Annotated in this window: 18 protein-coding genes and 1 pseudogene; 13 read left to right on the top strand and 6 right to left on the bottom strand. The window is 37.9% G+C overall.

Annotated elements, in window-relative coordinates; all coding sequences use genetic code 11:
* The first annotated feature begins 104 nt into the window (after window positions 1-104).
* Entirely contained in the window at window positions 105-899 is a 795-nt protein-coding gene (locus LVD16_RS21305; RefSeq protein WP_233770314.1) for a hypothetical protein, read from the top strand.
* A gap of 484 nt (window positions 900-1,383) precedes the next feature.
* On the opposite strand, the gene LVD16_RS21300 is transcribed toward LVD16_RS21305, so the two are convergent.
* A complete protein-coding gene (locus tag LVD16_RS21300; protein WP_233770313.1) occupies window positions 1,384-1,665 on the bottom strand; it encodes a hypothetical protein in 282 nt (93 codons plus the stop codon).
* Window positions 1,666-1,710: 45 nt separating this feature from the next.
* Between LVD16_RS21300 and LVD16_RS21295 the strand changes: the two genes are divergently transcribed.
* From LVD16_RS21295 to LVD16_RS21275, 5 genes are all read left to right on the top strand, one after another.
* The gene (locus LVD16_RS21295) at window positions 1,711-2,277 is read left to right on the top strand and encodes a tlde1 domain-containing protein (RefSeq protein ID WP_233770312.1); all 567 of its coding nucleotides are present in this window, start codon (window positions 1,711-1,713) and stop codon (window positions 2,275-2,277) included.
* Window positions 2,277-2,690, top strand: coding sequence for a hypothetical protein (locus LVD16_RS21290; RefSeq protein WP_233770311.1), 414 nt, complete (start codon window positions 2,277-2,279; stop codon window positions 2,688-2,690). Before LVD16_RS21295 ends, LVD16_RS21290 begins: the two co-directional genes overlap by 1 nt.
* 686 nt (window positions 2,691-3,376) lie before the next feature.
* Window positions 3,377-3,871 (top strand): hypothetical protein, encoded by a 495-nt coding sequence (locus tag LVD16_RS21285; protein ID WP_233770310.1) that lies wholly within the window; start codon window positions 3,377-3,379, stop codon window positions 3,869-3,871.
* A 160-nt stretch (window positions 3,872-4,031) separates the two neighbouring features.
* The gene (locus tag LVD16_RS21280) at window positions 4,032-4,697 is read left to right on the top strand and encodes a hypothetical protein (protein WP_233770309.1); all 666 of its coding nucleotides are present in this window, start codon (window positions 4,032-4,034) and stop codon (window positions 4,695-4,697) included.
* 231 nt (window positions 4,698-4,928) lie between these two features.
* Window positions 4,929-5,459 (top strand): hypothetical protein, encoded by a 531-nt coding sequence (locus LVD16_RS21275; RefSeq protein WP_233770308.1) that lies wholly within the window; start codon window positions 4,929-4,931, stop codon window positions 5,457-5,459.
* A 386-nt stretch (window positions 5,460-5,845) separates the two neighbouring features.
* Here the strand turns inward: LVD16_RS21275 and LVD16_RS21270 are convergent.
* Window positions 5,846-8,059 (bottom strand): annotated as a pseudogene (locus tag LVD16_RS21270) (TonB-dependent receptor); the annotation flags it as partial.
* Between the two features lie 234 nt (window positions 8,060-8,293).
* On the opposite strand from LVD16_RS21270, the gene LVD16_RS21265 reads away from it, so the two are divergent.
* The 3 genes from LVD16_RS21265 to LVD16_RS21255 all read left to right on the top strand — a co-directional run bounded on the left by LVD16_RS21265 (window position 8,294) and on the right by LVD16_RS21255 (window position 10,757).
* Window positions 8,294-9,352, top strand: coding sequence for a sensor histidine kinase (locus LVD16_RS21265; RefSeq protein WP_233770306.1), 1,059 nt, complete (start codon window positions 8,294-8,296; stop codon window positions 9,350-9,352).
* On the top strand, window positions 9,349-10,071 hold the full coding sequence (locus tag LVD16_RS21260) for a LytR/AlgR family response regulator transcription factor (RefSeq protein WP_233770305.1): 723 nt from the start codon (window positions 9,349-9,351) through the stop codon (window positions 10,069-10,071). Before LVD16_RS21265 ends, LVD16_RS21260 begins: the two co-directional genes overlap by 4 nt.
* Window positions 10,072-10,376: 305 nt before the next feature.
* Window positions 10,377-10,757 carry a hypothetical protein gene (locus LVD16_RS21255; RefSeq protein WP_233770304.1) on the top strand — a complete coding sequence of 127 codons (381 nt, stop codon included), beginning with the start codon at window positions 10,377-10,379 and terminating at the stop codon, window positions 10,755-10,757.
* A gap of 26 nt (window positions 10,758-10,783) precedes the next feature.
* Here LVD16_RS21255 and LVD16_RS21250 read toward each other — a convergent pair whose 3' ends face one another.
* A complete protein-coding gene (locus LVD16_RS21250; RefSeq protein ID WP_233770303.1) occupies window positions 10,784-11,674 on the bottom strand; it encodes a DUF6263 family protein in 891 nt (296 codons plus the stop codon).
* A gap of 83 nt (window positions 11,675-11,757) precedes the next feature.
* On the opposite strand from LVD16_RS21250, the gene LVD16_RS21245 reads away from it, so the two are divergent.
* Window positions 11,758-12,873, top strand: a complete 1,116-nt coding sequence (locus tag LVD16_RS21245) for a hypothetical protein (protein ID WP_233770302.1) — start codon at window positions 11,758-11,760, stop codon at window positions 12,871-12,873.
* On the opposite strand, the gene LVD16_RS21240 is transcribed toward LVD16_RS21245, so the two are convergent.
* A complete protein-coding gene (locus LVD16_RS21240) occupies window positions 12,874-13,350 on the bottom strand; it encodes a MutS-related protein (RefSeq protein ID WP_233774613.1) in 477 nt (158 codons plus the stop codon).
* Complete coding sequence (locus LVD16_RS21235) at window positions 13,275-14,456, bottom strand: hypothetical protein (RefSeq protein WP_233770301.1); 1,182 nt, start codon at window positions 14,454-14,456, stop codon at window positions 13,275-13,277. The genes LVD16_RS21240 and LVD16_RS21235 overlap by 76 nt, the downstream gene beginning before the upstream one ends.
* Window positions 14,457-14,540: 84 nt before the next feature.
* Here LVD16_RS21235 and LVD16_RS21230 point away from each other — a divergent pair, with 84 nt between their 5' ends.
* On the top strand, window positions 14,541-15,221 hold the full coding sequence (locus tag LVD16_RS21230; protein WP_233770300.1) for a hypothetical protein: 681 nt from the start codon (window positions 14,541-14,543) through the stop codon (window positions 15,219-15,221).
* A gap of 114 nt (window positions 15,222-15,335) precedes the next feature.
* On the top strand, window positions 15,336-16,184 hold the full coding sequence (locus tag LVD16_RS21225) for a universal stress protein (RefSeq protein WP_233770299.1): 849 nt from the start codon (window positions 15,336-15,338) through the stop codon (window positions 16,182-16,184).
* On the opposite strand, the gene LVD16_RS21220 is transcribed toward LVD16_RS21225, so the two are convergent.
* The gene (locus LVD16_RS21220; protein ID WP_233770298.1) at window positions 16,185-16,688 is read right to left on the bottom strand and encodes a hypothetical protein; all 504 of its coding nucleotides are present in this window, start codon (window positions 16,686-16,688) and stop codon (window positions 16,185-16,187) included.
* Between the two features lie 163 nt (window positions 16,689-16,851).
* Between LVD16_RS21220 and LVD16_RS21215 the strand changes: the two genes are divergently transcribed.
* A complete protein-coding gene (locus tag LVD16_RS21215; RefSeq protein WP_233770297.1) occupies window positions 16,852-20,019 on the top strand; it encodes a UvrD-helicase domain-containing protein in 3,168 nt (1,055 codons plus the stop codon).
* Window positions 20,020-20,027: the final 8 nt, after the last annotated feature.

The following is a 20,027-nucleotide window of genomic DNA, read 5'->3' as shown; positions in this document are numbered from 1 at the left end:
TTGGAAAAGGAGTTTGGAACCACCTGTAAGGGTGGTTTTTTTGTTTTATAGCCACTAGCTATCTTAGCTCACCTCATGAAGAATTGTAATTAATATATTAGTAAATGTTTAGATGGAAAGTAATGCTATTGATATGGTTGATCATATTTACTTTTTCCTGTGATCAAATGGATCAGGAAGACTTTGAGATCCAAGGTTCCTGGCAATGGATAAAAGGGGATTATGAACTATACTACGGAGTAGGTTGTGTTGATTTTGATAGAACAGAAAACCCGTTTATCATTCACATCAATGACTCAACCATTCAGGATGATCTGGGGGTTATATATCATGAAGATTTTAACTTATCTATGAACTATGAATGGCCATATAGCCAAATAGGAAATTTACTAGAAGTTTATAATGCAGACCGAAATCTTGTTGACACTCTGGAAATAGTATTATCAACGTCAGATTCGTTAGTAATCAAAAGCCAAAACGGACGTAGTTATTATAGCAGATACCATCCAAAACTGTATAAAAATAAGGTTAACCGAATAATAATTAATGTTCAAGATGGTCAGGCATATTGTCCGGATTATAACCTTGAAATTAACTTGTCTGCTCCTTCTTATATTCGTATTAATAACGGTGTGGCCAGAAAGTTTGAGGATGAATTTTTAAAGGAATATGTGTATAGAAAAGTGAGTGAAATGGATTTAGCTTCTTTGAATGGTGTTGATCAATTTAATATAATAACAGATTCTCATTCTAGATATGCGTCCTTCTTTTTTTTAAACAATACTGATACTGTTAAAAATGTTAATATTACCAGTGCTTATGGTCCTACCAATTTAAAAAAGATACTTTTAAGTGTTGATGCTGTTGTAAAGGCCAGTGATCAGAATACTGAGGATTGAACAGATAATGAAAAATGTTAGAAATAAAGATGGTGATGAAGTATTAACTATCAGCAGGGGCCATTAAGTTAACCGAAATGAAAAAATACCTAAACAAAATAACCTTTATTTATGGTTTATGCTTTTATCTGTTTAATGCCATATCTGTATTTCTATTTAGTGTAAAATTTGGAGAAACAGGACGGGTAAATTTTTTTGGGTTTTTAGTTAGTAGTATTTTCTATGTTTTACCCTTCACTTTGTTGGATTTTTTAGTGGTAGGAATTATTTCTTCAATATTATTAAGAATATTATTTTACGAAAAACTGTTTTTATTGATTTTTCCGTTACTGTTCATTGCTTTAATTGATCTGTTTATATTTAGATCATATTTTAACATTAATGATGTTAGTATGACTTTAATTAGGTTCGGTATAATATGGGTTTGCTTCTTGATATTCCCGATTATACTGGTGTTTTTCAAGGGAAAAGCAGATAATATACATTAGCTGTTCTGCCAGTTTCCAGCTAGGTCTTTCCATCTAGCGAGCGTAGCGAGGCAGATAGGACTAAGCAGTTCCTGATTTGTTCTTATGATCATATGTAAATGGCTTGGCATCAAACACCATGCATTGATGACCAAACCTTTGCTGTGCTGGCAATATTTTAAGGAATCTATGATAAGATGCTTAAATTCTTTTCTGGTAAAAAGGTCTATCCAATGAACTATAGAAAGTGTGACAAAATACATTCCTTCCGGATCATCAAATTTATATTTCTCTGACATGTTTAGAAGTTAGAAATATTAATTGATTTTCCTGATATTGAGAGCATGAGTATTTTCACTAATAATTACATATTAGGAAAGGTAAAACGGACGCGTTACGCTTTCGCTAAACGCGCCCGAACGGAGATTGATGGTATTTATGATGAAGAGGGAAATCTTGCCGTTAATCAGATTCTGGTGATCGAGGGAGTATTTACAGGAGGGAAATCTGAACAAGATGGGATTACCTATGGGAATGATGAAAATCAGCTTCCAATTCCTGAAGGGAGATACGAGATTTTGGACTATAATAGTGATAGCCCAGGTCATCAAGGTTGGTATAGAGTTGATGCAATTGACAATAACCTAAGGAATGATATTTATGATGATAGTAGCGTTAAAAATAAGAATGGTGATACAAGAAGGAATTTTAGAGCTCACATTGGTGGGTTAAGTTGGGGATGCATCACTTTTGATAGGAATAATGAAAATGCAGTCAAGGGGTATAATGTATTTTCTAAAATATTAGAAAATACAAGTACAAGGCAAGTAAGAGATCGGATGGGTTTAAAAAATCGTTTGGGCTTAACTAATACGAGTGTAACAAGATATGGAACGGTAAAAGTTAAATAGTGAAAAATATAAAATTATATACTTTAGTAACCATACTTAGTTTAGGATTAGTTTCTTGTATGACAGATTGTAATTGTCCCAATGCTATAAAAGTGCACGATGCATTTAAAGCGGAAATAGATGAACAAGAATATTGTAGCTTGCTAAATAAGTCGTTAGCAGGAGATTCTTTATCGTTTAGAAATTTAATAGGTTATTCAGTTGATGGAGGGCTTATGCTTGATCATAGCTCTCATATTAGCAAGTTGGTAAAAATGATTGGACGTGAACAAATATGTATATGGATTTCGACAGGTTCAATTGATAGCAATCTTTTAAATGAAGTATTGGATTTTAATAGTTACCATTCTTTCTCAAAGGAAGAATACGATATATATTTCACGTCTGAATCAAAATTTAAATGTGATTTTTAAATTCTAAATAATCGAAAGCCTTGCAGAGATGTGAGGCTTTTTTATTGCGAGAGTTGTTTTTGCATATCCTTTTGAAAGATAAAAGCCTTTAACATGGCTTTAATGGCTTCACGGTCTTTGTCATCGAGAGCCTGCGCCCCGTTAGCGCGCGTTTAGCGATAGCTTAACGCGTGCCTAACCACTGCTGACTAACCTATTAACTCCACCTCCAACCAGCCCTCATGTCACAAAAATCTCTGGCAGAACTATACCAATAATATTCTGCCTCATCTACAAATTCTGCAGCCACAGGATATTTCTCTGACATGTTCAGAAGTTAGAAATATTAATTGATTTTCCTGATATTGAAAGTATTGGTATTTTTACTAATAATTACATATGAGGAAGGTAAAAACGGACGCGTTACGCTTTCGCTAAACGCGCCCGAACGTGTGTCTTGTCCTACAATAGGAGAATGTTCCAGCGAGATTTTCCGCAGCTTCTACCTCCTTTCCGTCACCCTCGCTAGCGCAAGTGTCCACTTGTGCCTTCTTGCAGTAAAATCCTCCAACTGGCATTGCAAATGCCAAGCTCTACAAATCCTCGTAAAAAAAGAGGATTAGAGATTATGCACTTATGGCCTTCAATTTGGCCATTATCCTAATTTCAAATAACTTGCTGCCTAAAATCAAAAACTGTAAAATTTTATGAAAAAATATTTCGTCCTGGGTTTTTTATTTTTACTTTTTTCATGCGATTCAGATGATGAGCCTTCTGCTGTATTAGGTAGTATAATTTTTGATGGTAAAGAATATAGCATTACGCAAGGCATAGCAGGTGCTGGCAGTGAAAATAATACGCATAATGAACTTGGTTTTTTAGTAACTAATAGAAACAATCTGTTTCTAGACTTTTTATTGTTATCACCTGGTGCTGAGCATTTTACTCCCGGTACTTTTGCATTTAAAATCAACAGTGATGTAAAAGAGGATGATTTTTATTTCAATGATGCATCTTTTTTGCTTGATAATAACGGAGATGGTGATTACATCGATGAGAATGATATTGACATGGTGGTTACTGGAGGAACTATTACTGTGGCTGGAGATGAAGATAGCTACCTAATAACTTTTGACCTTGATTTATATGGAGGCAAGAGTTTAACAGGTGGCGTTTCAGGTGCATTCGAGTTTTGGGAATAGTAAGTGATTTGCATGGTTTTGAAGGCGCAAGTGTCCACTTGTGCCTTCTTACATTGAAAATCTCCAACTGGCATGGCAAATGCTAAGCTCTACAAATTCTAGTTATAAACGAGGACTAGTTGTGAAGAATATTGTTATTTACCATATTAAATTAAGACCAATGTTGAAATCTCCATATTTTCATTGTCGTTCGATTATATTGTTTTGTCTGGCACTGGGATTTCTTTTTTCTTGCAACAGCGTCGGAGAGAAGGAATCATTAGAAGAGCGTGCTTTAAGTTATTTTATAGAAAAGATTTACAACTCAGAGTCATTGATTGATCCTATAGAATTAATCAATGGAAAAGACTCTACTAGTCATTATTATGTATATGAGGATGGCCTTGAGGTTATTCCGCATTTACCAGATTATTTTACGAAAACTAACATACTGAAAGGGTTTAGATTTTATTCGTCAGGAGAGGTATTTAACTTTACAAAGTTGCCAATCCATCCTGATTCCATTAGCTATTATTATTCGGACATTGACGAAGCTAATCTGCCATTTGGTGAAGCGGTTAGAGAGAATGAAGATAGTTTAAAAAAACAAGTTGATTTGCTATATCCAATATCAAAAATTGATTCCTATTACAAATTCAACGAGTTGAATTTACCAAAGAGCTTCTATATATCTGTATGCAAGTCGATTATACGTGATAATAGATCCTATGTTCAAATTTCTTGCGTTGGTCCGCAGGAAGGTTTCATATATGAGAAGTATAATTTTTTCATTGTATTTGACTCTGAAAATAGGGTTGAAGATTGGTTTATTACAGTAAGTGAGTAATTCAGGTTGTCAAAACTGGCGCAAGTGTCCACTTGTAGTTTCGTTAATTATCAACAACCAAATGGCATTACAAATGCCCATCTCTACAAATCCTCAATATAAACGAGGATTAGGTGTACATTATAATCGACTATAATGATGGCAGGAGGCCGACTATTAGTTTAATGATCTAAAGCAGTACTGCCATGCTAAGCATGGCGGGAACGGGCGTTATGATTAAAATAAAACAAAATGAAAAAGTATATATTTATCCTACTAGTATTATTCATCAATCTTGCCTGTAGCTCCACTGAAAAAACTGAGAGCCGAAGTGAAATAAATATAGACCTAACAGTTTCTTATGATCTTCTAAAAGAGTATGGTTATGTAGATAACGACTCATTAAGGGAACTTCACAAATTTGAGAATGGAGTTAATATAATTTATTCATATTTACCTAATTATGAGGTAATTATGTCTAAAACAATTCATTTAATTGGTGTAGATAGTACATCAGCAATGGCTTGGATTAAAGATAACGGAGGAGTTCTCGCATCAGATTTAGAGAAGGTTTGTAACCGAGTTTGCAAATACCGATGTTTTATTAGAGACAAATCCTCTGGATTAATATTAATAGGTTTGCTTTATAAAAATAGCCTTTCTTTAAGTTTTGAATATCCTGATACACCTAATTATACAAGAACTAAATTTCGAACAATTGGTAAGGATTATGTTTCTATTGATTATCCCAAGCAGAATATGGTTTATAAAAGATTTGATTGATCTAGCCCCCGCTGGCGCAAGTGTCCACTTGTGCCTTCTTACATTGAAAATCTCCAACTGGTATTACAAATGCATATCTCTACAAATCCTCGTTATAAACGAGGATTAGGTGTGTCGGCTATTAGAATTCTCTTAAAAAATGTGAATGATCACTTTGCGCCTAAAGATTAGCATCTGCCCTTCTCACAGGGAGAAGGGCCAGGGTATGCGGACCCCTAATGCTAATTTAGTCGGTTAAGCTCCTCTTCTGAACCAGTTTTTCTATTGGTGTTTTTCTTTATTTGGTCAGTGCCAAATGGTATGGTCAGGGTTAGTCTAACCACAGGACCTTCTATGTCCAGCTCAAAATTATAATAGGTGTTGGGTAGCACATCCTCAGTGTGTATTGGCCATCGGGAGCCAGTGTCTAGCAAGTCATACACACTCAGGCTTAAGATGCTGCCTGCGGTAAATTCTTTCCTTATGCCCAGGTTAAGATCCCATAACGATGGAGTGATGGTGAGCCCCTGATAAGTAGTAGTATAAAAATTGCCCGAAAGGTCTACACTAAAGTTTTTAGGCAGCTTAAAGTTTTGAGATACACTCAGGGAGGCGCTATAGTGCTTAAAGGTAATTTCTTTAGTTTCAAAAATCGGTACTTGTATAAGTCGGTACCCAGCAGTGTTAAAGTTCATTTCCCACCATTTATTAATATAAAGAGGATAGTTTAAGGTGATAGAATAAGTTTCTCTAAGCTTTCCCTGTTTCGGTCTGAAAATGGCAATATTTCTTTCTTGATCTTTATCAGGATGTACTTCGAAAATTGGCAGGTTGGTATGCGCATATTGAAATATCAGATGGAGTAGCTTGTGTCTGTAGTTCAGGCTTATTTGGTTAGTAAAGGCTGGTATCAGATTGCTATTTCCTGTAAAAAGTGAGCTGGAGTTAAAGAAATAGAAGTATGGGGCCAGATTCAAAAATCCAGGTCTGTCTATTCTTCTTACATAGGATAGCTGCCAGTCGTTATCGTCATTTAATCTATAATCCAGATAGGCACTTGGAAAAAGATTAGAGGCCTGGCGATCAATAATGTTTCCTTGTTTTAAGGATGAAAGCTCCATGCTGTAGTGCTCAAATCTTAGTCCGGCTTGTAAAGTCAGCTTCTCTACTATTGGCCAGTTAACCGAAGTATAGGCCGCCAGTATATTTTCATTCATGGCATAGAAGTCTGTGTAGTCAGGGTCTTCAAGCACGGTACCTTCCTTAATCTCAGATACATGCACATCGTTTTCGAAACTGGAGAAAGCTGCCTTCATGCCGGCTTCTATTTTGATTTTGTCAAGGCGGCTGGTGAAATCTCCCTTTACCACATGGATGCTCAGCGGTGTTTCAGAATTAGATCTTGTTTTCTTCTGCTTACTGCTACCATCAGCATAGGTGTGGAAGAGGTTATAAGTAGTAGGATTCTTTCGGGTGAAAAACACATAATCATAATCTATTTTGAATGATGATTTTTCAGTGAGTTGATGGTTAATATGGGCATTTAGTAAGGTTCTGAAAGATAAATTCTCTTCGTAGTTTTCTGACATCTCGTAGACCAGATTGTCAGGATTTCCTCGCATGTCGGTAGATGACTTGGCATTCATTTTCCAGTCAGTACTGTTAAAGTTAATGACACTGCCTATAGAGGTTTTTGGAGATAAGTTATAATCTACGCCAGTTTCTAAGCCATAGAGTCCCATATAAGGCTTTCGCAATACGTCCATGTTAGATACAATTCGGGTATCATCAAAAGTATAGTCAGTATAGAGATAACCCTTGGCCAGAGAATGGTTGAAATCAGTCGACAAATTCCAGTATGCCGCTACTTTTTTCTTTTTCAGGTTAATCAATGCAGACACACCATACTTGCCACGATCTCCATAGGCCAGATGACTGGTAATACTTCCGGTAACTCCCTCTGCCTCTGCTTGTTTAGTTTTGATGTTAATGATTCCTGCATTGCCTTGAGCATCATAACCAGCTGGTGGAGAGGTAATTAATTCTATAGAACTGACATTTTCAGCGGGTAGATTCTGCAGATAGTTGAGTAGGTCGGTTTCCTGTAATCTTATTAAGCGGTCATTAACCATAATAGATACGCCCTGCTTGCCCATCATGCTTATTTCATTGAGGGTTTGGTTCACTATCACAGAAGGGAGCTGACCTAATACTTCCAGCACATTGCCCCCGGCTGTAGTGGCATTGTTTTCTATATTAACAATGGTGCGATCTATCTTCTGTTCAAGCAGTGGCTTGCGAGCAGATACTTCCACATCGGCCAGTAGTGCTGTGTTTTCACTAAGCACCAGTTTCCCCAGGTTGGCAGATCGGTTTGGGTTAACATCCTGCGAGTAAGGATTATAGCCAATAAAGGTGATGACTAAGGTCAGTGGCTCATTGGTGCTGGGTAGCTGCATTCTAAATGAACCGTCTTCAGAAGTAACATCTCCTTGTATGAAAGAAGAGTCAGATTTTTGGTAAAGAAGCACGTTGGCACTTACCAGCGGCGTGTCATCGTTTGCTGAAACACTACCTGAGATAAAGTTCTGAGCCAGGCAGGTGGTGCCTGCGAAAAGCATAATCATGGTTAGGTAAAGATGATTCATGGTGCTTGCGGTTAAAATTGATAGTTTAAGCTAGCCAGAATAGTTTTTGTGCGCTGGCAAAAGGGATGGAGGTCCTGTTTGCGTATTCAGATAGACGATTGAAATAAGGAAAGTGCTTTGGTCATGCTCTTAAGGTAGTTGGTATAAGAAAAAATGCTTTTTGTACTTTGTGAATAAAATTTTAAATAAAAAGAGCTAATATGGAGTGTGAATCGATTCGTTCAAATATTAAGTCTGGATAAAACCTATACGGAATGGTCATGGGAGCGCATTCGCCGCCATGTTATCTACTGGTTGTTCTGGCTTACCTTCTATGGTGTATTGAATGGAACTTTGGTAGACTATCATTATGCCGACTGGTTTTTACTGGAGCTGTGCATCATGACTGTGAAAATTCCTTATGCGTACTTTATAGCCTATTATTTGTTTCCTACGCTGCTGCCTCAGAAGAAATACATTACGCTCACCTTAGCCATTATTGTTTTTGCTTTTATCAGCATCTCAATCATAGTGGTAATGAATAGAAATCTTCCGTTAAACGTAGTAGGGCAACCTGTGCAATTCTTTTCCGGTAAAACTTTTTACCAGGCCCTAGATTTGATCTACATGGCCAGCCTGGTGGTGGTGATAAAGATGGTGCAGCAATATTATCAGCAAAAACAAACCAACACGCAGCTCATGGAAGAAAAAATGCATGCAGAATTGCAAATTCTCAAGAATCAGCTGCAGCCACATTTTTTGTTTAACACCTTGAACAATATATACAGCCTGGTGATACAAACTGACAAGAGAGCGGGCGACTGTGTGCTTATGCTTTCTGGTATTATGAGTTATATGCTGTATGAATGTAATGCAGATATGTCTAGCCTTTCAAAGGAAATTGCGATGATCAAAGATTATGTGCAACTGGAAAAAATCAGGTACGGAGATAGGGTAGAGCTTTCCATGGAGATCAATGGTGATGAAACCGGGAAAGTAATAGCACCTCTTTTACTGATTCCGTTTGTTGAAAATGCCTTCAAACACGGCGTGTCACAAACGGCAGATTGCTCATGGGTAAGAGTAGATTTGGTAATCAAAGACGATGATTTGTCACTGTTGGTGGAGAATAAACTACCGGAAAATCCGGAACAGGTTAAATCCTTTAAAAGTGGTGTGGGTCTGGAAAATGTAAAGAAAAGATTGCAGTTGCTCTACCCTGATCGTCATAGGTTAGCCATTCATCAAGAGGATTCGTTTTTAATCAATCTGAATATACAGCTATGAAATGCATGATAGTAGAAGATGAGCTGCCGGCAGTAAAAATCTTAGAAAACCACATTGGGCATTTTAAAGATTTGCAGATATCCAGCATTCACCACAGCGCCATGGATGCACTGATGGCACTGCAAAAAGAGCAGGTGGATATTCTGTTTTTAGATATTCAGCTCCCGAAGATATCGGGAATACAGCTTTTGCACTCCTTAAAGCAAAGACCGGCTGTAATATTAACTACTGCCTATAGAGAATTTGCCATAGAAGGTTATGAGCTTGAAATTACGGATTATCTGCTCAAGCCCATTTCGCTTGACCGCTTTACCAGAGCTATTTCCAAAGTATTTAAGAAAAATGAATACCCACTTTCACCCATATTAAATCAAGAGCTGGTAGGATCCAGTCCTTTTTCAGAACCATTTATTTACGTAAAATCAGAGCGTGAATATGTGAAAATCTTGCTGAAGGACCTGCTGTATGTAGAAAGTATTAAAAATCATATCAAGCTGGTTTCTACTACAGATACCTATATCACCCTTATGGGAATATCCAGTATGGAAGATAAACTATCAAAAAACACCTTCATGCGTGTGCATCGATCGTTTATAGTATCCCTCAACCACATCTCCAGCTTCTCTCAAACCTCTTTGCATGTAAAAAACAAAGAAATTCCCATCGGCAGGTTTTACAAGCAGCAGTTCCTTAACTGGGTTCAGGATAATATTGTTTAAAGCTAAAAGCATTGCAGATACCTATCTCTACAGATCCAAGTTACTAAGAAACTGGCGCAAGTGTCCACTTGTGCCTCCGTCAATTGTAAATAAGAAGTGGCATTACAAATACTTACCTATACAAATCCTCCTTACAAATATGGATAAGCTTATCTCCCTTCTCCTCGCAAGAGAAAGGGCTGGGATGAGGTAAAAACCAAACAATATTAACCCAATCTTACAGCAGTAATCATATAGGAAATACTCCACGGCGTGCCAGTGGGAATATTGCTATTATAGCCTTCCGAAAAATAAACAAGAGAAGTATGAAAGAGTGCAAAATAATTCGCTACGCAAATTTAGAGGTGGTATATGTAAATGTTCAGGATGCTACGGCTCCAGAAGCCATGGCGGTGTTTGATAGAAGTCATGAAATTATTCGGACCAGACCGGAAAAATCCGTCTACTCTTTGGTGAATGCCAAAGGATTGAGGTTTAATGAGGAGCTACTGCAGAAAGTAAAAGAGGTGGTGAAAAAGAATAATCCTTATAATGTAGCTACAGCTGTTTTTGGATTAAGTGCACTAACCAAGCTAATGGTTAATTCTATCGTGCTGTTTACGAAAAGGCAAATTAAGATTACTGAAACAGAGGAGGAAGCTAAAGAATGGTTATTAAGTAAATCACTGGCGGCAGAAACAGTTTAAGCTGCCAGTGATTTAAATCAAGCTTTTTAATTAGAGAATTCGCTCTCAGTATTTATTGACATTGGTATTTCCATTCCACCTGTCATTGCTTTACCAGACATGGTTTGTTTTTGCGTAGCTTCAGTGATCCATCCTGACTTTTTATCTATTTTAATATCAGCGATCATGTTGCCTTGAAGATCATAGCTAATTTCCATTCCATTAGTTGTCATTGTTTTTGAAGGATCGGTAGCTACCTCAGATTCACCATGAATAATATAACTATCATTGGTAGCTTCTACGTACTTGTAAGTTCCATTCAAATCCGCCGTCATGCTGTTACGTATCTTGTTTTCTACCTCCCATTTACTTCCTGGGGCCACTTTTTCTTTTGGATATACTGCAAATATTAATTCTATGCTAGACTTAAAGGCTTCTTCACCATAGCTTTGCATTAATTGTGCCTTTACAGCTTCTTTCTGAGCATCATTTGCACCTTCAAAGTCATCAATAACGCTCCAAAGGTTATCTAATCCGCTTAAGCTGGTAACATGGCCCATTTTATTCATTTTAATTTGAAATACTTTATTTTTCATGCCAGCGAATACCTGAGACATCATATCCTTACCATTATTTTCAGAGCTAAATTCAACTTTTCCTTGAGGGCTATTCATGCTCATGCTTAGCGATGTATATTTTACATCCATACTAAAAACATCACCCTCTATGGCAGTTACAGTGTAGTCGGTAGATCCGGTAATGATCATATCAATGTCCATGCTTTGACCTCCTAGTTGCTGGCTTACTTTGGCGGTGCTTTTCTGAGACTGAGAGTACGTTTCTCCTTTTGTAAGATTTAGTTCTATTTTAGCTTTTTGAGCCCAGGCATTAAGTGTGGGTATCATTAAAGCCACGAGTAACAGATGTTTGATTTTCATAGGTGGTTTTAAATAATTGATTTAATATATTGTGCTGTTTTTACAGAATAACAAATTTTACTAAAAAAACTCATATCGTAGCCATGCTTAGGTATATAAATCTATTTTTCTGGTCGTTTATAGTAATATTACTCTCTGGTTGTGAGGACGAAAACCTACCTGATGATGAGATCTGTAATGACCAAGCACCACTTGCTATTACCGCGCGCAACTTCGATATGGGGTTTACCTCCTGGAGCTACGGGCCTGATGAAGCAGAGGTGGAAAATACCTATGACTTCATAGAAAACCATGGTGATATCTATGTAGAGCAATTAGATTATCGCATTCCGTGGAATGCCTGGAGAAATGATACCGCTTTGCCTAAAGAATTTACGGATCTAGTATCGTATAAAGTCAGTCATAAGCCCTCCGGTAAAAAGCTGATGCTTGCTGTAAGCCTGCTTAATGCAGATAGAACAGATGTGATAGAAGATTATGATGGGCTTGTGCCTGATTATGAGTCTGTTAATGATTTGGAGTCTGCCTATTATAAGCATCTTAAATATGTAATAGATGAGTTTGGTCCTGATTATCTGGTGATGGCTATGGAACTCAATGAACTATACGATGAAAGTGCACCAGCCATGTGGAATGATAGCAAGCAGATGCTCCAGGCCGTGTATTCCAACCTGAAAATGGATTTTCCTAATTTACCGATTTCAGTTTCCATCACCTTGCACAACTGGTATTTACCAGACGATGTGTCTGATAAAGCTACATACGTGGCTGACGTAGAGTCATTTGTGAATGGTTTTGACTTTGCGGCCATCAGTTTTTATGCTTTTATGAAAGGTTTACATGAAGAAGCTGAATTTCAGCAAGCATTTGATTTTTTGCATGATCATACCTCAGTGCCAGTGGCCATCTCTGAAACGGCATATTTGGCTGAAACATTAGAGATTGAAAGTTATAATCTAACTATACTGGCCGATGAATGCGAGCAATATCAGTATTTGAAAACCTTGCTCAAAAATGCCACAGATCATAACTATTTATTTACCATCTGGTGGGCGCACAGAGATTTTGATAAACTGTGGGAAACATTTCCAGAGGAAGCCAAAGACTTGGGTAAAATATGGAGAGATACGGGGCTTCTCGACGAGAATGGCAACTTAAGGCCTGCATTTGAGCTTTGGCAAAAAGTGTATAATCTCTAGTTATTTTCTTAAGGTCTCGGAGATAGCTTTTGCTTCATCTACCACTGAGATTGGGTATCCGTTGATTTCTAGTATTCTAATGGCATTGGTAGTTTTTAAATGGCCCTCTTTTATTTTATAATCAAATAAAATCTCATCGCCCTCTACATTTTCGGCAAAGTGGTATAAGCTGTAACTGTCGGCTAGTAAATGGGCTAATTCAATATCATGAGTGGATATGATTACCATGTTGTTGCCCTGATTTAGATAACTCAGCACTGATTTACCAGCAGATATTCGTTCAATGGTGTTAGTACCTTTAAACATTTCATCTAGCAGAAATAAACAAGGAGCTTCTGTTTTACTTTGCTCCAGCATGGCTTTTATAGTATTCACCTCTTCAAAATAATAACTTTTCTCGCTCATAAGATCATCGGATATGCGAATGGCAGAGAGTACTCTGGTCCGTTGTAGAGTGAAACTTTTGGCAAAGCACAGGTTGATGGTTTGGGCCAGAATGCAATTGATGCCAATGTCCGGATAAAGGTGGTTTTGCCAGACATATTAGAGCCTGTAAGGAGGATTGACAGTCCCGACGTGTCGATATGGTTTGTTACGCAGTTAACTACCAGCGGGTGATACATTTCCTTAGCGTTTATTCGCTTGCCTTCATCAAATTGTGGGAGGCAATAATTTTCGGAATTCTCCCTTATGGCCAATACCGAAAGGGCCACATCTAATTCACCTATAAATTGATATAAACATTCTACAGCATCTCTTTTGCTATCGATATCATGAATGGCACTGAATAGTAACAAGGGTTCCAAAAGGAAAAAGCCTTTGATGAGTTCTAAAATGAATTCGGCCACCTGGCCGGCATCACTTTGTACTTTGCTTTCCAGTTTGAATAACCAAAACTTTTTACTGATATGATCTACCTGTTGTACACTTGATCTAAGCCTTTCATTATCAGTCTTTAATTCAGGGTTTTTGAGGATTTCTTTAACCACTTGTTTCAGCTTAATAAACTGGATGATAGCCCCAGAGTAATGGTATAGATTCTTTTTATTCCAATAATGTATACCCAGGTTTACGGCTAATAATAATACAATCAGCAGTAAGAACGGAGGCATGAAAAACACACCTACAATGCTTGCTACAGAGAGAAAAGAAAGAACAGGTACCAACCAAAACCAGCCGGGGCGGGTCATATGGTTATGCTGAAAGAGCATATTTATAAAGTAAGTGTCGTGTCCGTAGAGGCGAGAAAGATGATAAAGTAGGTTTTTCTTTAAGTTAGGGTGCTGCTGTAATTGCTGAATGAGTTTTTCCCGTTGATCTGCCAACTGACCACTATTTGGGATTGATCTTAGCGTATGGTAAAGGTATTGTTGCCCAATTTGTGACTGGGTTCTATCCAAAAACATGAAAATCTCGTCCATATCCAGATCATTCCAGGTTTTGTCATCGATGGTCTGGAGCGTGCCGGATGGAATGTTTTTCCTAAAGTATCGGTCTATTTTATCAAAGTAGAATGATTCGTCCTTTAGCTTTCCGAAGGACTCTAGTAACCTGGCTTCTTCTTTCTTTCTGGAATTAAACATCAGCTGAAAGTTAAGGATTCTTTAATTATAACTTAGTAAATAATAAATATTCAAAGTTTAGTTATATTTAATGCTTGATAGTCTATGAAAAAAGCTTTGCTCATATTAATGGTGGTTGTGCCCCAGTTGCTATGGGCCCAAAAAGGTGCTAACCACGCCTTCCTACGGACAGATTACCTTACAATTGAGCCTTTGAGTATCATTAATTTTCAAACTCCAAAAATTAAGATTGGCTTTAATAAAAACATTACCCCGAGATGGGATGCATCAATAACTCTGGGATATGGTCATCAAAAATTTGCTTTTCCAGGTAGTGAGGTTGGAAGTAGATATAGATTATATGAATTAAGAAACGAATGGCAATATCAGGCCTATAGATATAAGCGTTATCGTTATTTTCTGGGCATAGAAGTTTTCTATATACATCACACGGATGTTTATTACGCTTCTAAATTATATAATGTCGATGATGACTATACTTTAGCCTTTAATCATGCCGACTTCAGAAGGCAGAAAATGGGACTACTTCTAAAAAACTCTTTTCAATTTTTACTTTCTGATAAAATAGGCATTCACATGTATACTGGATTAGGGTTTCGTGTGAGAAAGAATGCTTTTACTAATGTAGACCCTGTTTGGATAGAATTTGATGATGAAGATTCCAGGTATCTTTTCGAGGATCATTATAATACGGAGGAAGGTACAGAAGTGAGCCCTGATCTGGCAGCAGGGTTTAAGTTTATATATGTTTTGAAATATCTTTAACAAGTTTATAATGCATCTTTTCATGATATTAATCATACCTTTTAGGTGACTTACGTTACCCACACTTCAGCTAATCTATGCTAACTTTAGGTATTCATCATAAATACTTGACTCATGAAACGAATACTTGTTCCCACCGATTTCTCTGATCAGGCTAATTATGCCTTAGAGGCTGCTCATCAGATAGCCAAAAAGATGAGTGCCGCTATAATGATCATACATGTTATTGAAGATACCAATGTTACTTCCATTCATTATACCGGAGAGGTAGAACTGCCCGAGATGGAGGATCGTCTTTTTATGATGAAGATGATAGAAAAAGGTAAGAAAGACCTTGAAACTCTGGCCGCTGATCCCACCTATGCAGATGTAGTGGTGGAGCAAGAGCTTAGAATTGGTAGTCCTTATCATAATATAAAGGATATTGTAAGCGAGCATAAGGTAGACCTGGTAGTGATGGGTACTAAAGGCAGCTCCGGTTTGGAAGAGTTTCTTATTGGGTCTAATGCCGAAAAGGTAGTGCGTCATGCTAAGTGTCCTGTGCTCACTATTCATGAAAAAGTAGCTAATCTTGATTTTAAGAATATGGTGTATGCCACTGCTTTAGATCCAGATGAGGTGAAATCATTTGGTGTAGTCAAAGCTTTTCAGGAGATGTTCGGGGCTAAGCTTTATATTGTCAAGATCAATACACCTAATAATTTCCAGTCAGACCGCATAGCAGTGAAGGAACTAAAGGCTTTTGCTGAGCAACTGGGTGTTCAGAATTACGAGGAGAGAATTTTCAATGAGACTTCTGAAGAAGAAGGCATTATATATTATGCTGAAGAGGTAGGGGCTGATATGATAGCTATGGCTACGCATGGAAGAACGGGCTTATCGCACCTGCTGGCAGGAAGCATAGCCGAAGATGTGGTGAACCACACCAAACGGCCTGTGCTTACTTACTCTATTAAGGGATAGCTACTTGGCTGTTCCTTTAAGTCTTACAACTAAATCAAATTCTGAGGGCTTGGCATCTAGGGAGCCGGAAATTGTGATTCGCACTTTATTGTCGTCTTCCAGATCACTGTTAATGATGTTGAAGAAGGAATTATCAGATAATGAGATATTAACCCCTGAAGGATCATTATTGATATTAGCAATTACCTGGCTGGCACTAGTTACAGTGGCACTATTTCCTACCACCTGCAGCTTTACTGTAATATTAGAAGCCTGTCCAGTGTAGTTATTTACACCAAAGTATATCTGATTGATATTGAATTCCGGATCAGAATGGCCGCTTAACTCGTCACTTAAGTCAAAGGTTAATGTAGGCCCGAAAGCAGTTACATCATCCATTTTTAAGTGGAAGGTTTCTCGCGCATCAATTTCAACGGTGGCTCCGGGATCATTTCCCTCATCATCACCACATGCAAAAAGTAAAAAGCAAGCCGCTATAGCTGCAAAAAATAGGTTCGATTTCATTCTAGTATGTTGGTTTTGTTACAGGGCTGAAATTATTACTTTTTTAATAATTAAAAAGAGATTTAATGTTTAATTGAACATTATGTAGGTTTTATAGCTAAGTAGAAGGAATATGTTCGTAAATACCTCTTTTCAGGTGGCTATTTCATAATTTTACAGCTACATGTCTGCAGAAAATTTCATCATTTATAGATCATCAGCCGGTTCTGGTAAAACCTACACGCTTACTAAGGAATACCTGAAGCTGGCTCTTAAAAATACCTATTATTACAAATACATTCTTGCTGTGACCTTTACCAATAAGGCGATGCAAGAGATGAAAAATCGTATAATTCAAAAGCTCCATGAATTTTCTGAAGGCCAGATGGATGGCATGGCGGAAGAGCTCATGCAGCATAGCGGTCTGGATGAAAATGCTTTTCAGCTCAGATGCAGAGCTATTTTGGTAGGCATTCTACATGGTTATTCTCACTTCTCAATAAGCACTATTGATGCCTTTTTTCAAAAAGTAATTAGAAGCTTTGCCAAAGAGCTCGGGCTGGCAGGAAGTTATCGCCTGGAACTTGATTTTGAGCTTATCCTCATTCAGATAGTGGATGACCTGCTACTGGAAGTTACAGAGAATAAGCAGATTAGAGAATGGATCATTCGCTTTGCTCGTGAAAATCTTCAGGAAGGTAATAACTGGGACGTTAGGAAGAATATTAAAGATCTCGCCAAGGAGCTTTTCAATGAAAATTTCAAGAGGATAGAAGATGAAATAGCGGGTCATGATCGTTCATTGATTAAAAAGTTAAAAGCTTCTGTTGATGAGATAATTGCTGTTTTTGAAAATAAAATGCATGCTTTAGGATGTGAGGGGCTGGACATGCTGGAGAAAAACGGATTGGATATAACAGATTTCTCTTATGGGAAAAGTGGTGCAATGGGGCACCTCAGTAAAATCTGCAAGCAAAATAAAAACTACGAGCCGGGTAAGCGATTGACTAGCGCTCTTGAAAGTGGAGGCTGGTACAAGAAAACTTCTAAAAAGGGAGATCTTATCGAATCGGTTTTGGCCATGGGGCTGGAAGATGTTCTCAATCAGTCTGTGACTTATTATGAGAAGCAGTTTGCTGCCTATAGCACGGCCTTACAGATCAAGAAGTTCTTGTACGGATATGGTTTACTGTCAGATCTTACCCGTAAACTGCAGGAGTATAAAAAGGAAAATGATGTTATGCTCATTTCTGATGCCACCCGTTTTTTGAAGGAACTGGTGCAAGATGCGGACACACCATTTGTATATGAGAAAGTAGGATCTTTCTACAGGCATTATCTAATAGATGAATTTCAGGATACTTCTGGTTTTCAGTGGGATAGCTTTAAGCCATTGGTAGATGATAGTTTGGCTCAGGGTTATAAAAACCTGGTAGTAGGAGACATCAAGCAGTCCATTTATCGCTGGCGCGGTGGCGACTGGGAGCTGTTGCTTAGCAAAATAGAAAATGATATTGGCAGTAACCGCACAGATAACAGAGTACTTGATACTAACTTTCGTAGTGCTGCTAATGTAATCCAGTTTAATAATAGCCTTTTTAAGCTAATACCTAAAGTGCTCATGCAGGCGGGCGGAAGTGACGAAGATCCGGCCTGGCAGGTGCTGGATAAAGTATATGAAGATACTTATCAGAACATACCGTCCCACAAGTCAGGTAATCCGCAAGGTTATGTAAATATCACTTTTCATAAAGATGAAGAAGATGACAAGTGGAAGGAGAAAGTAAGTCGCCAGCTGCCCGCTATCATTGAAGAGTTGCAGGATAAGGGTGTTCCGCTTAAGGAAACCGCTATTTTGGTGAGAAGAAATAGCGAAGGAAAAGATGTGGCTGATTATCTGTCTGATTATGAGCAATCTGGGTTGGCCAAGGCAGGTTATAGATACGATGTGGTCTCCAATGAATCTTTATTTCTTTCAGCATCGCCGGCAGTGAGAGTCGTGATTTCTGCCTTACGGTACATGCATGATCAAAAGGATAAAGTGGTGAAGGCTCAGCTGGTATATGAGTATCAAAAGGCCATTAAAAATTCTGAAGAATCATTAAGCCATCTCTTTCAGTCTGTGAGCAGGGGAGAATTTGAAAAGTGGTTGCCAGCGTTATTCTTTAGTCAAAGGACCTATCTGCTTCATTTGCCTTTTTATGAACTGGTGGAAAACCTCATCAATATCTTTGAGGTGAATAAGATCCCTGGTCAGTTTGCTTACCTCCAGACTTTTCAGGATTTGATGCTGAAGTTCTCTCAGAATGAAAAAGGAGATGTGTTTTCATTTCTGGAATGGTGGGATGAACGGGCTTCTAAGGAAAGTATTAAGGTGGCTGATGATTTAGATGCCATCAGAATATTGACTATCCATAAATCAAAAGGACTTGAATATACATCGGTAATTGTGCCTTTCTGTGATTGGGAGATCGATCATCAGAGATCGCCGATTATCTGGACAGCTACAGACAAGGAGCCGTTTAATATTGGCCACCTTCCTCTCAAGTATAAAAAGGATCTAGCAAACACCTTTTACCAGCAAGATTATGACGAGGAGAAGATAAAAGCCCACCTGGATAACCTGAATGTGCTTTATGTAGCTTTTACGAGAGCTGCTCATAATTTGTGGGTTATGGCGCCGGATAACAAAAAGAACATTGCCAAAGTACTGGGAGAAACCCTGGACCATGGAAACTTTGAACTTAAAGAATCATGGGATGTTCAAAAAAATGTATTTGAGTATGGTAATAGAGAATTTAAGTTTGAGGTAGAGGAGGAGAAACCTTCCCCAGCCGTAACTTTAAAGTCATACCAACATTTTGACTGGAGAACCAAGATCACTGTAAAACAATCAGGTAATGAGTTCACAGAAGAGGATGAAAGAAGGGTGAAAATCAACTATGGAATCCTGATACATAAGCTTTTATCTAAGATTCAGGTTCTGGAAGATAAGGATAAGGCTTTAGAAGCATTGTATTACGAAGAAGGCCTGAATCAGGAACAAAAGCAGGAGATTGAGACGCTTCTTAATAAGCTTTTAGCGAATCAAAAGGCAAAAGCCTGGTATGATCAGGGCTGGAAAGTATATAATGAAATGCCAATAATTTCGCCAGAAGCAGAGTACCGACTGGATAGGGTTGTCATAAAAGATAAGGAAGCTATTATCATCGATTATAAAACCGGTTTGCCCAAAAAGAATGATCAGCAGCAGATGCTGAACTACAAAACATTACTTTCAGAAATGGGCTATGAAAAGGTACAGGGCTTCTTATGGTACCTGGCCGAAGATGATGTGGTAGAAGTTTTATAATACTCAAA

The sequence above is a fragment of the Fulvivirga ligni genome, assembly GCF_021389935.1.
In the GTDB taxonomy this organism is placed as follows: Bacteria; Bacteroidota; Bacteroidia; order Cytophagales; family Cyclobacteriaceae; genus Fulvivirga; species Fulvivirga ligni.
Note: the sequence above shows the minus strand (reverse complement) of the source record. Positions and strands in the feature narration are given on the sequence as shown.

Bases quoted from the DNA above. Each gene is read 5' to 3' on its own strand.
- LVD16_RS21260 (WP_233770305.1), top strand. From the start codon at position 9,349: ATGAAATGCATGATAGTAGAAGATGAGCTGCCGGCAGTAAAAATCTTA.
- LVD16_RS21225 (WP_233770299.1), top strand. From the start codon at position 15,336: ATGAAACGAATACTTGTTCCCACCGATTTCTCTGATCAGGCTAATTAT.
- LVD16_RS21220 (WP_233770298.1), bottom strand. From the start codon at position 16,688: ATGAAATCGAACCTATTTTTTGCAGCTATAGCGGCTTGCTTTTTACTT.
- LVD16_RS21245 (WP_233770302.1), top strand. From the start codon at position 11,758: ATGCTTAGGTATATAAATCTATTTTTCTGGTCGTTTATAGTAATATTA.
- LVD16_RS21255 (WP_233770304.1), top strand. From the start codon at position 10,377: ATGAAAGAGTGCAAAATAATTCGCTACGCAAATTTAGAGGTGGTATAT.
- LVD16_RS21280 (WP_233770309.1), top strand. From the start codon at position 4,032: ATGTTGAAATCTCCATATTTTCATTGTCGTTCGATTATATTGTTTTGT.
- LVD16_RS21275 (WP_233770308.1), top strand. From the start codon at position 4,929: ATGAAAAAGTATATATTTATCCTACTAGTATTATTCATCAATCTTGCC.
- LVD16_RS21235 (WP_233770301.1), bottom strand. From the start codon at position 14,456: ATGTTTAATTCCAGAAAGAAAGAAGAAGCCAGGTTACTAGAGTCCTTC.
- LVD16_RS21305 (WP_233770314.1), top strand. From the start codon at position 105: ATGTTTAGATGGAAAGTAATGCTATTGATATGGTTGATCATATTTACT.
- LVD16_RS21285 (WP_233770310.1), top strand. From the start codon at position 3,377: ATGAAAAAATATTTCGTCCTGGGTTTTTTATTTTTACTTTTTTCATGC.
- LVD16_RS21250 (WP_233770303.1), bottom strand. From the start codon at position 11,674: ATGAAAATCAAACATCTGTTACTCGTGGCTTTAATGATACCCACACTT.
- LVD16_RS21215 (WP_233770297.1), top strand. From the start codon at position 16,852: ATGTCTGCAGAAAATTTCATCATTTATAGATCATCAGCCGGTTCTGGT.
- LVD16_RS21230 (WP_233770300.1), top strand. From the start codon at position 14,541: ATGAAAAAAGCTTTGCTCATATTAATGGTGGTTGTGCCCCAGTTGCTA.
- LVD16_RS21300 (WP_233770313.1), bottom strand. From the start codon at position 1,665: ATGTCAGAGAAATATAAATTTGATGATCCGGAAGGAATGTATTTTGTC.
- LVD16_RS21295 (WP_233770312.1), top strand. From the start codon at position 1,711: ATGAGTATTTTCACTAATAATTACATATTAGGAAAGGTAAAACGGACG.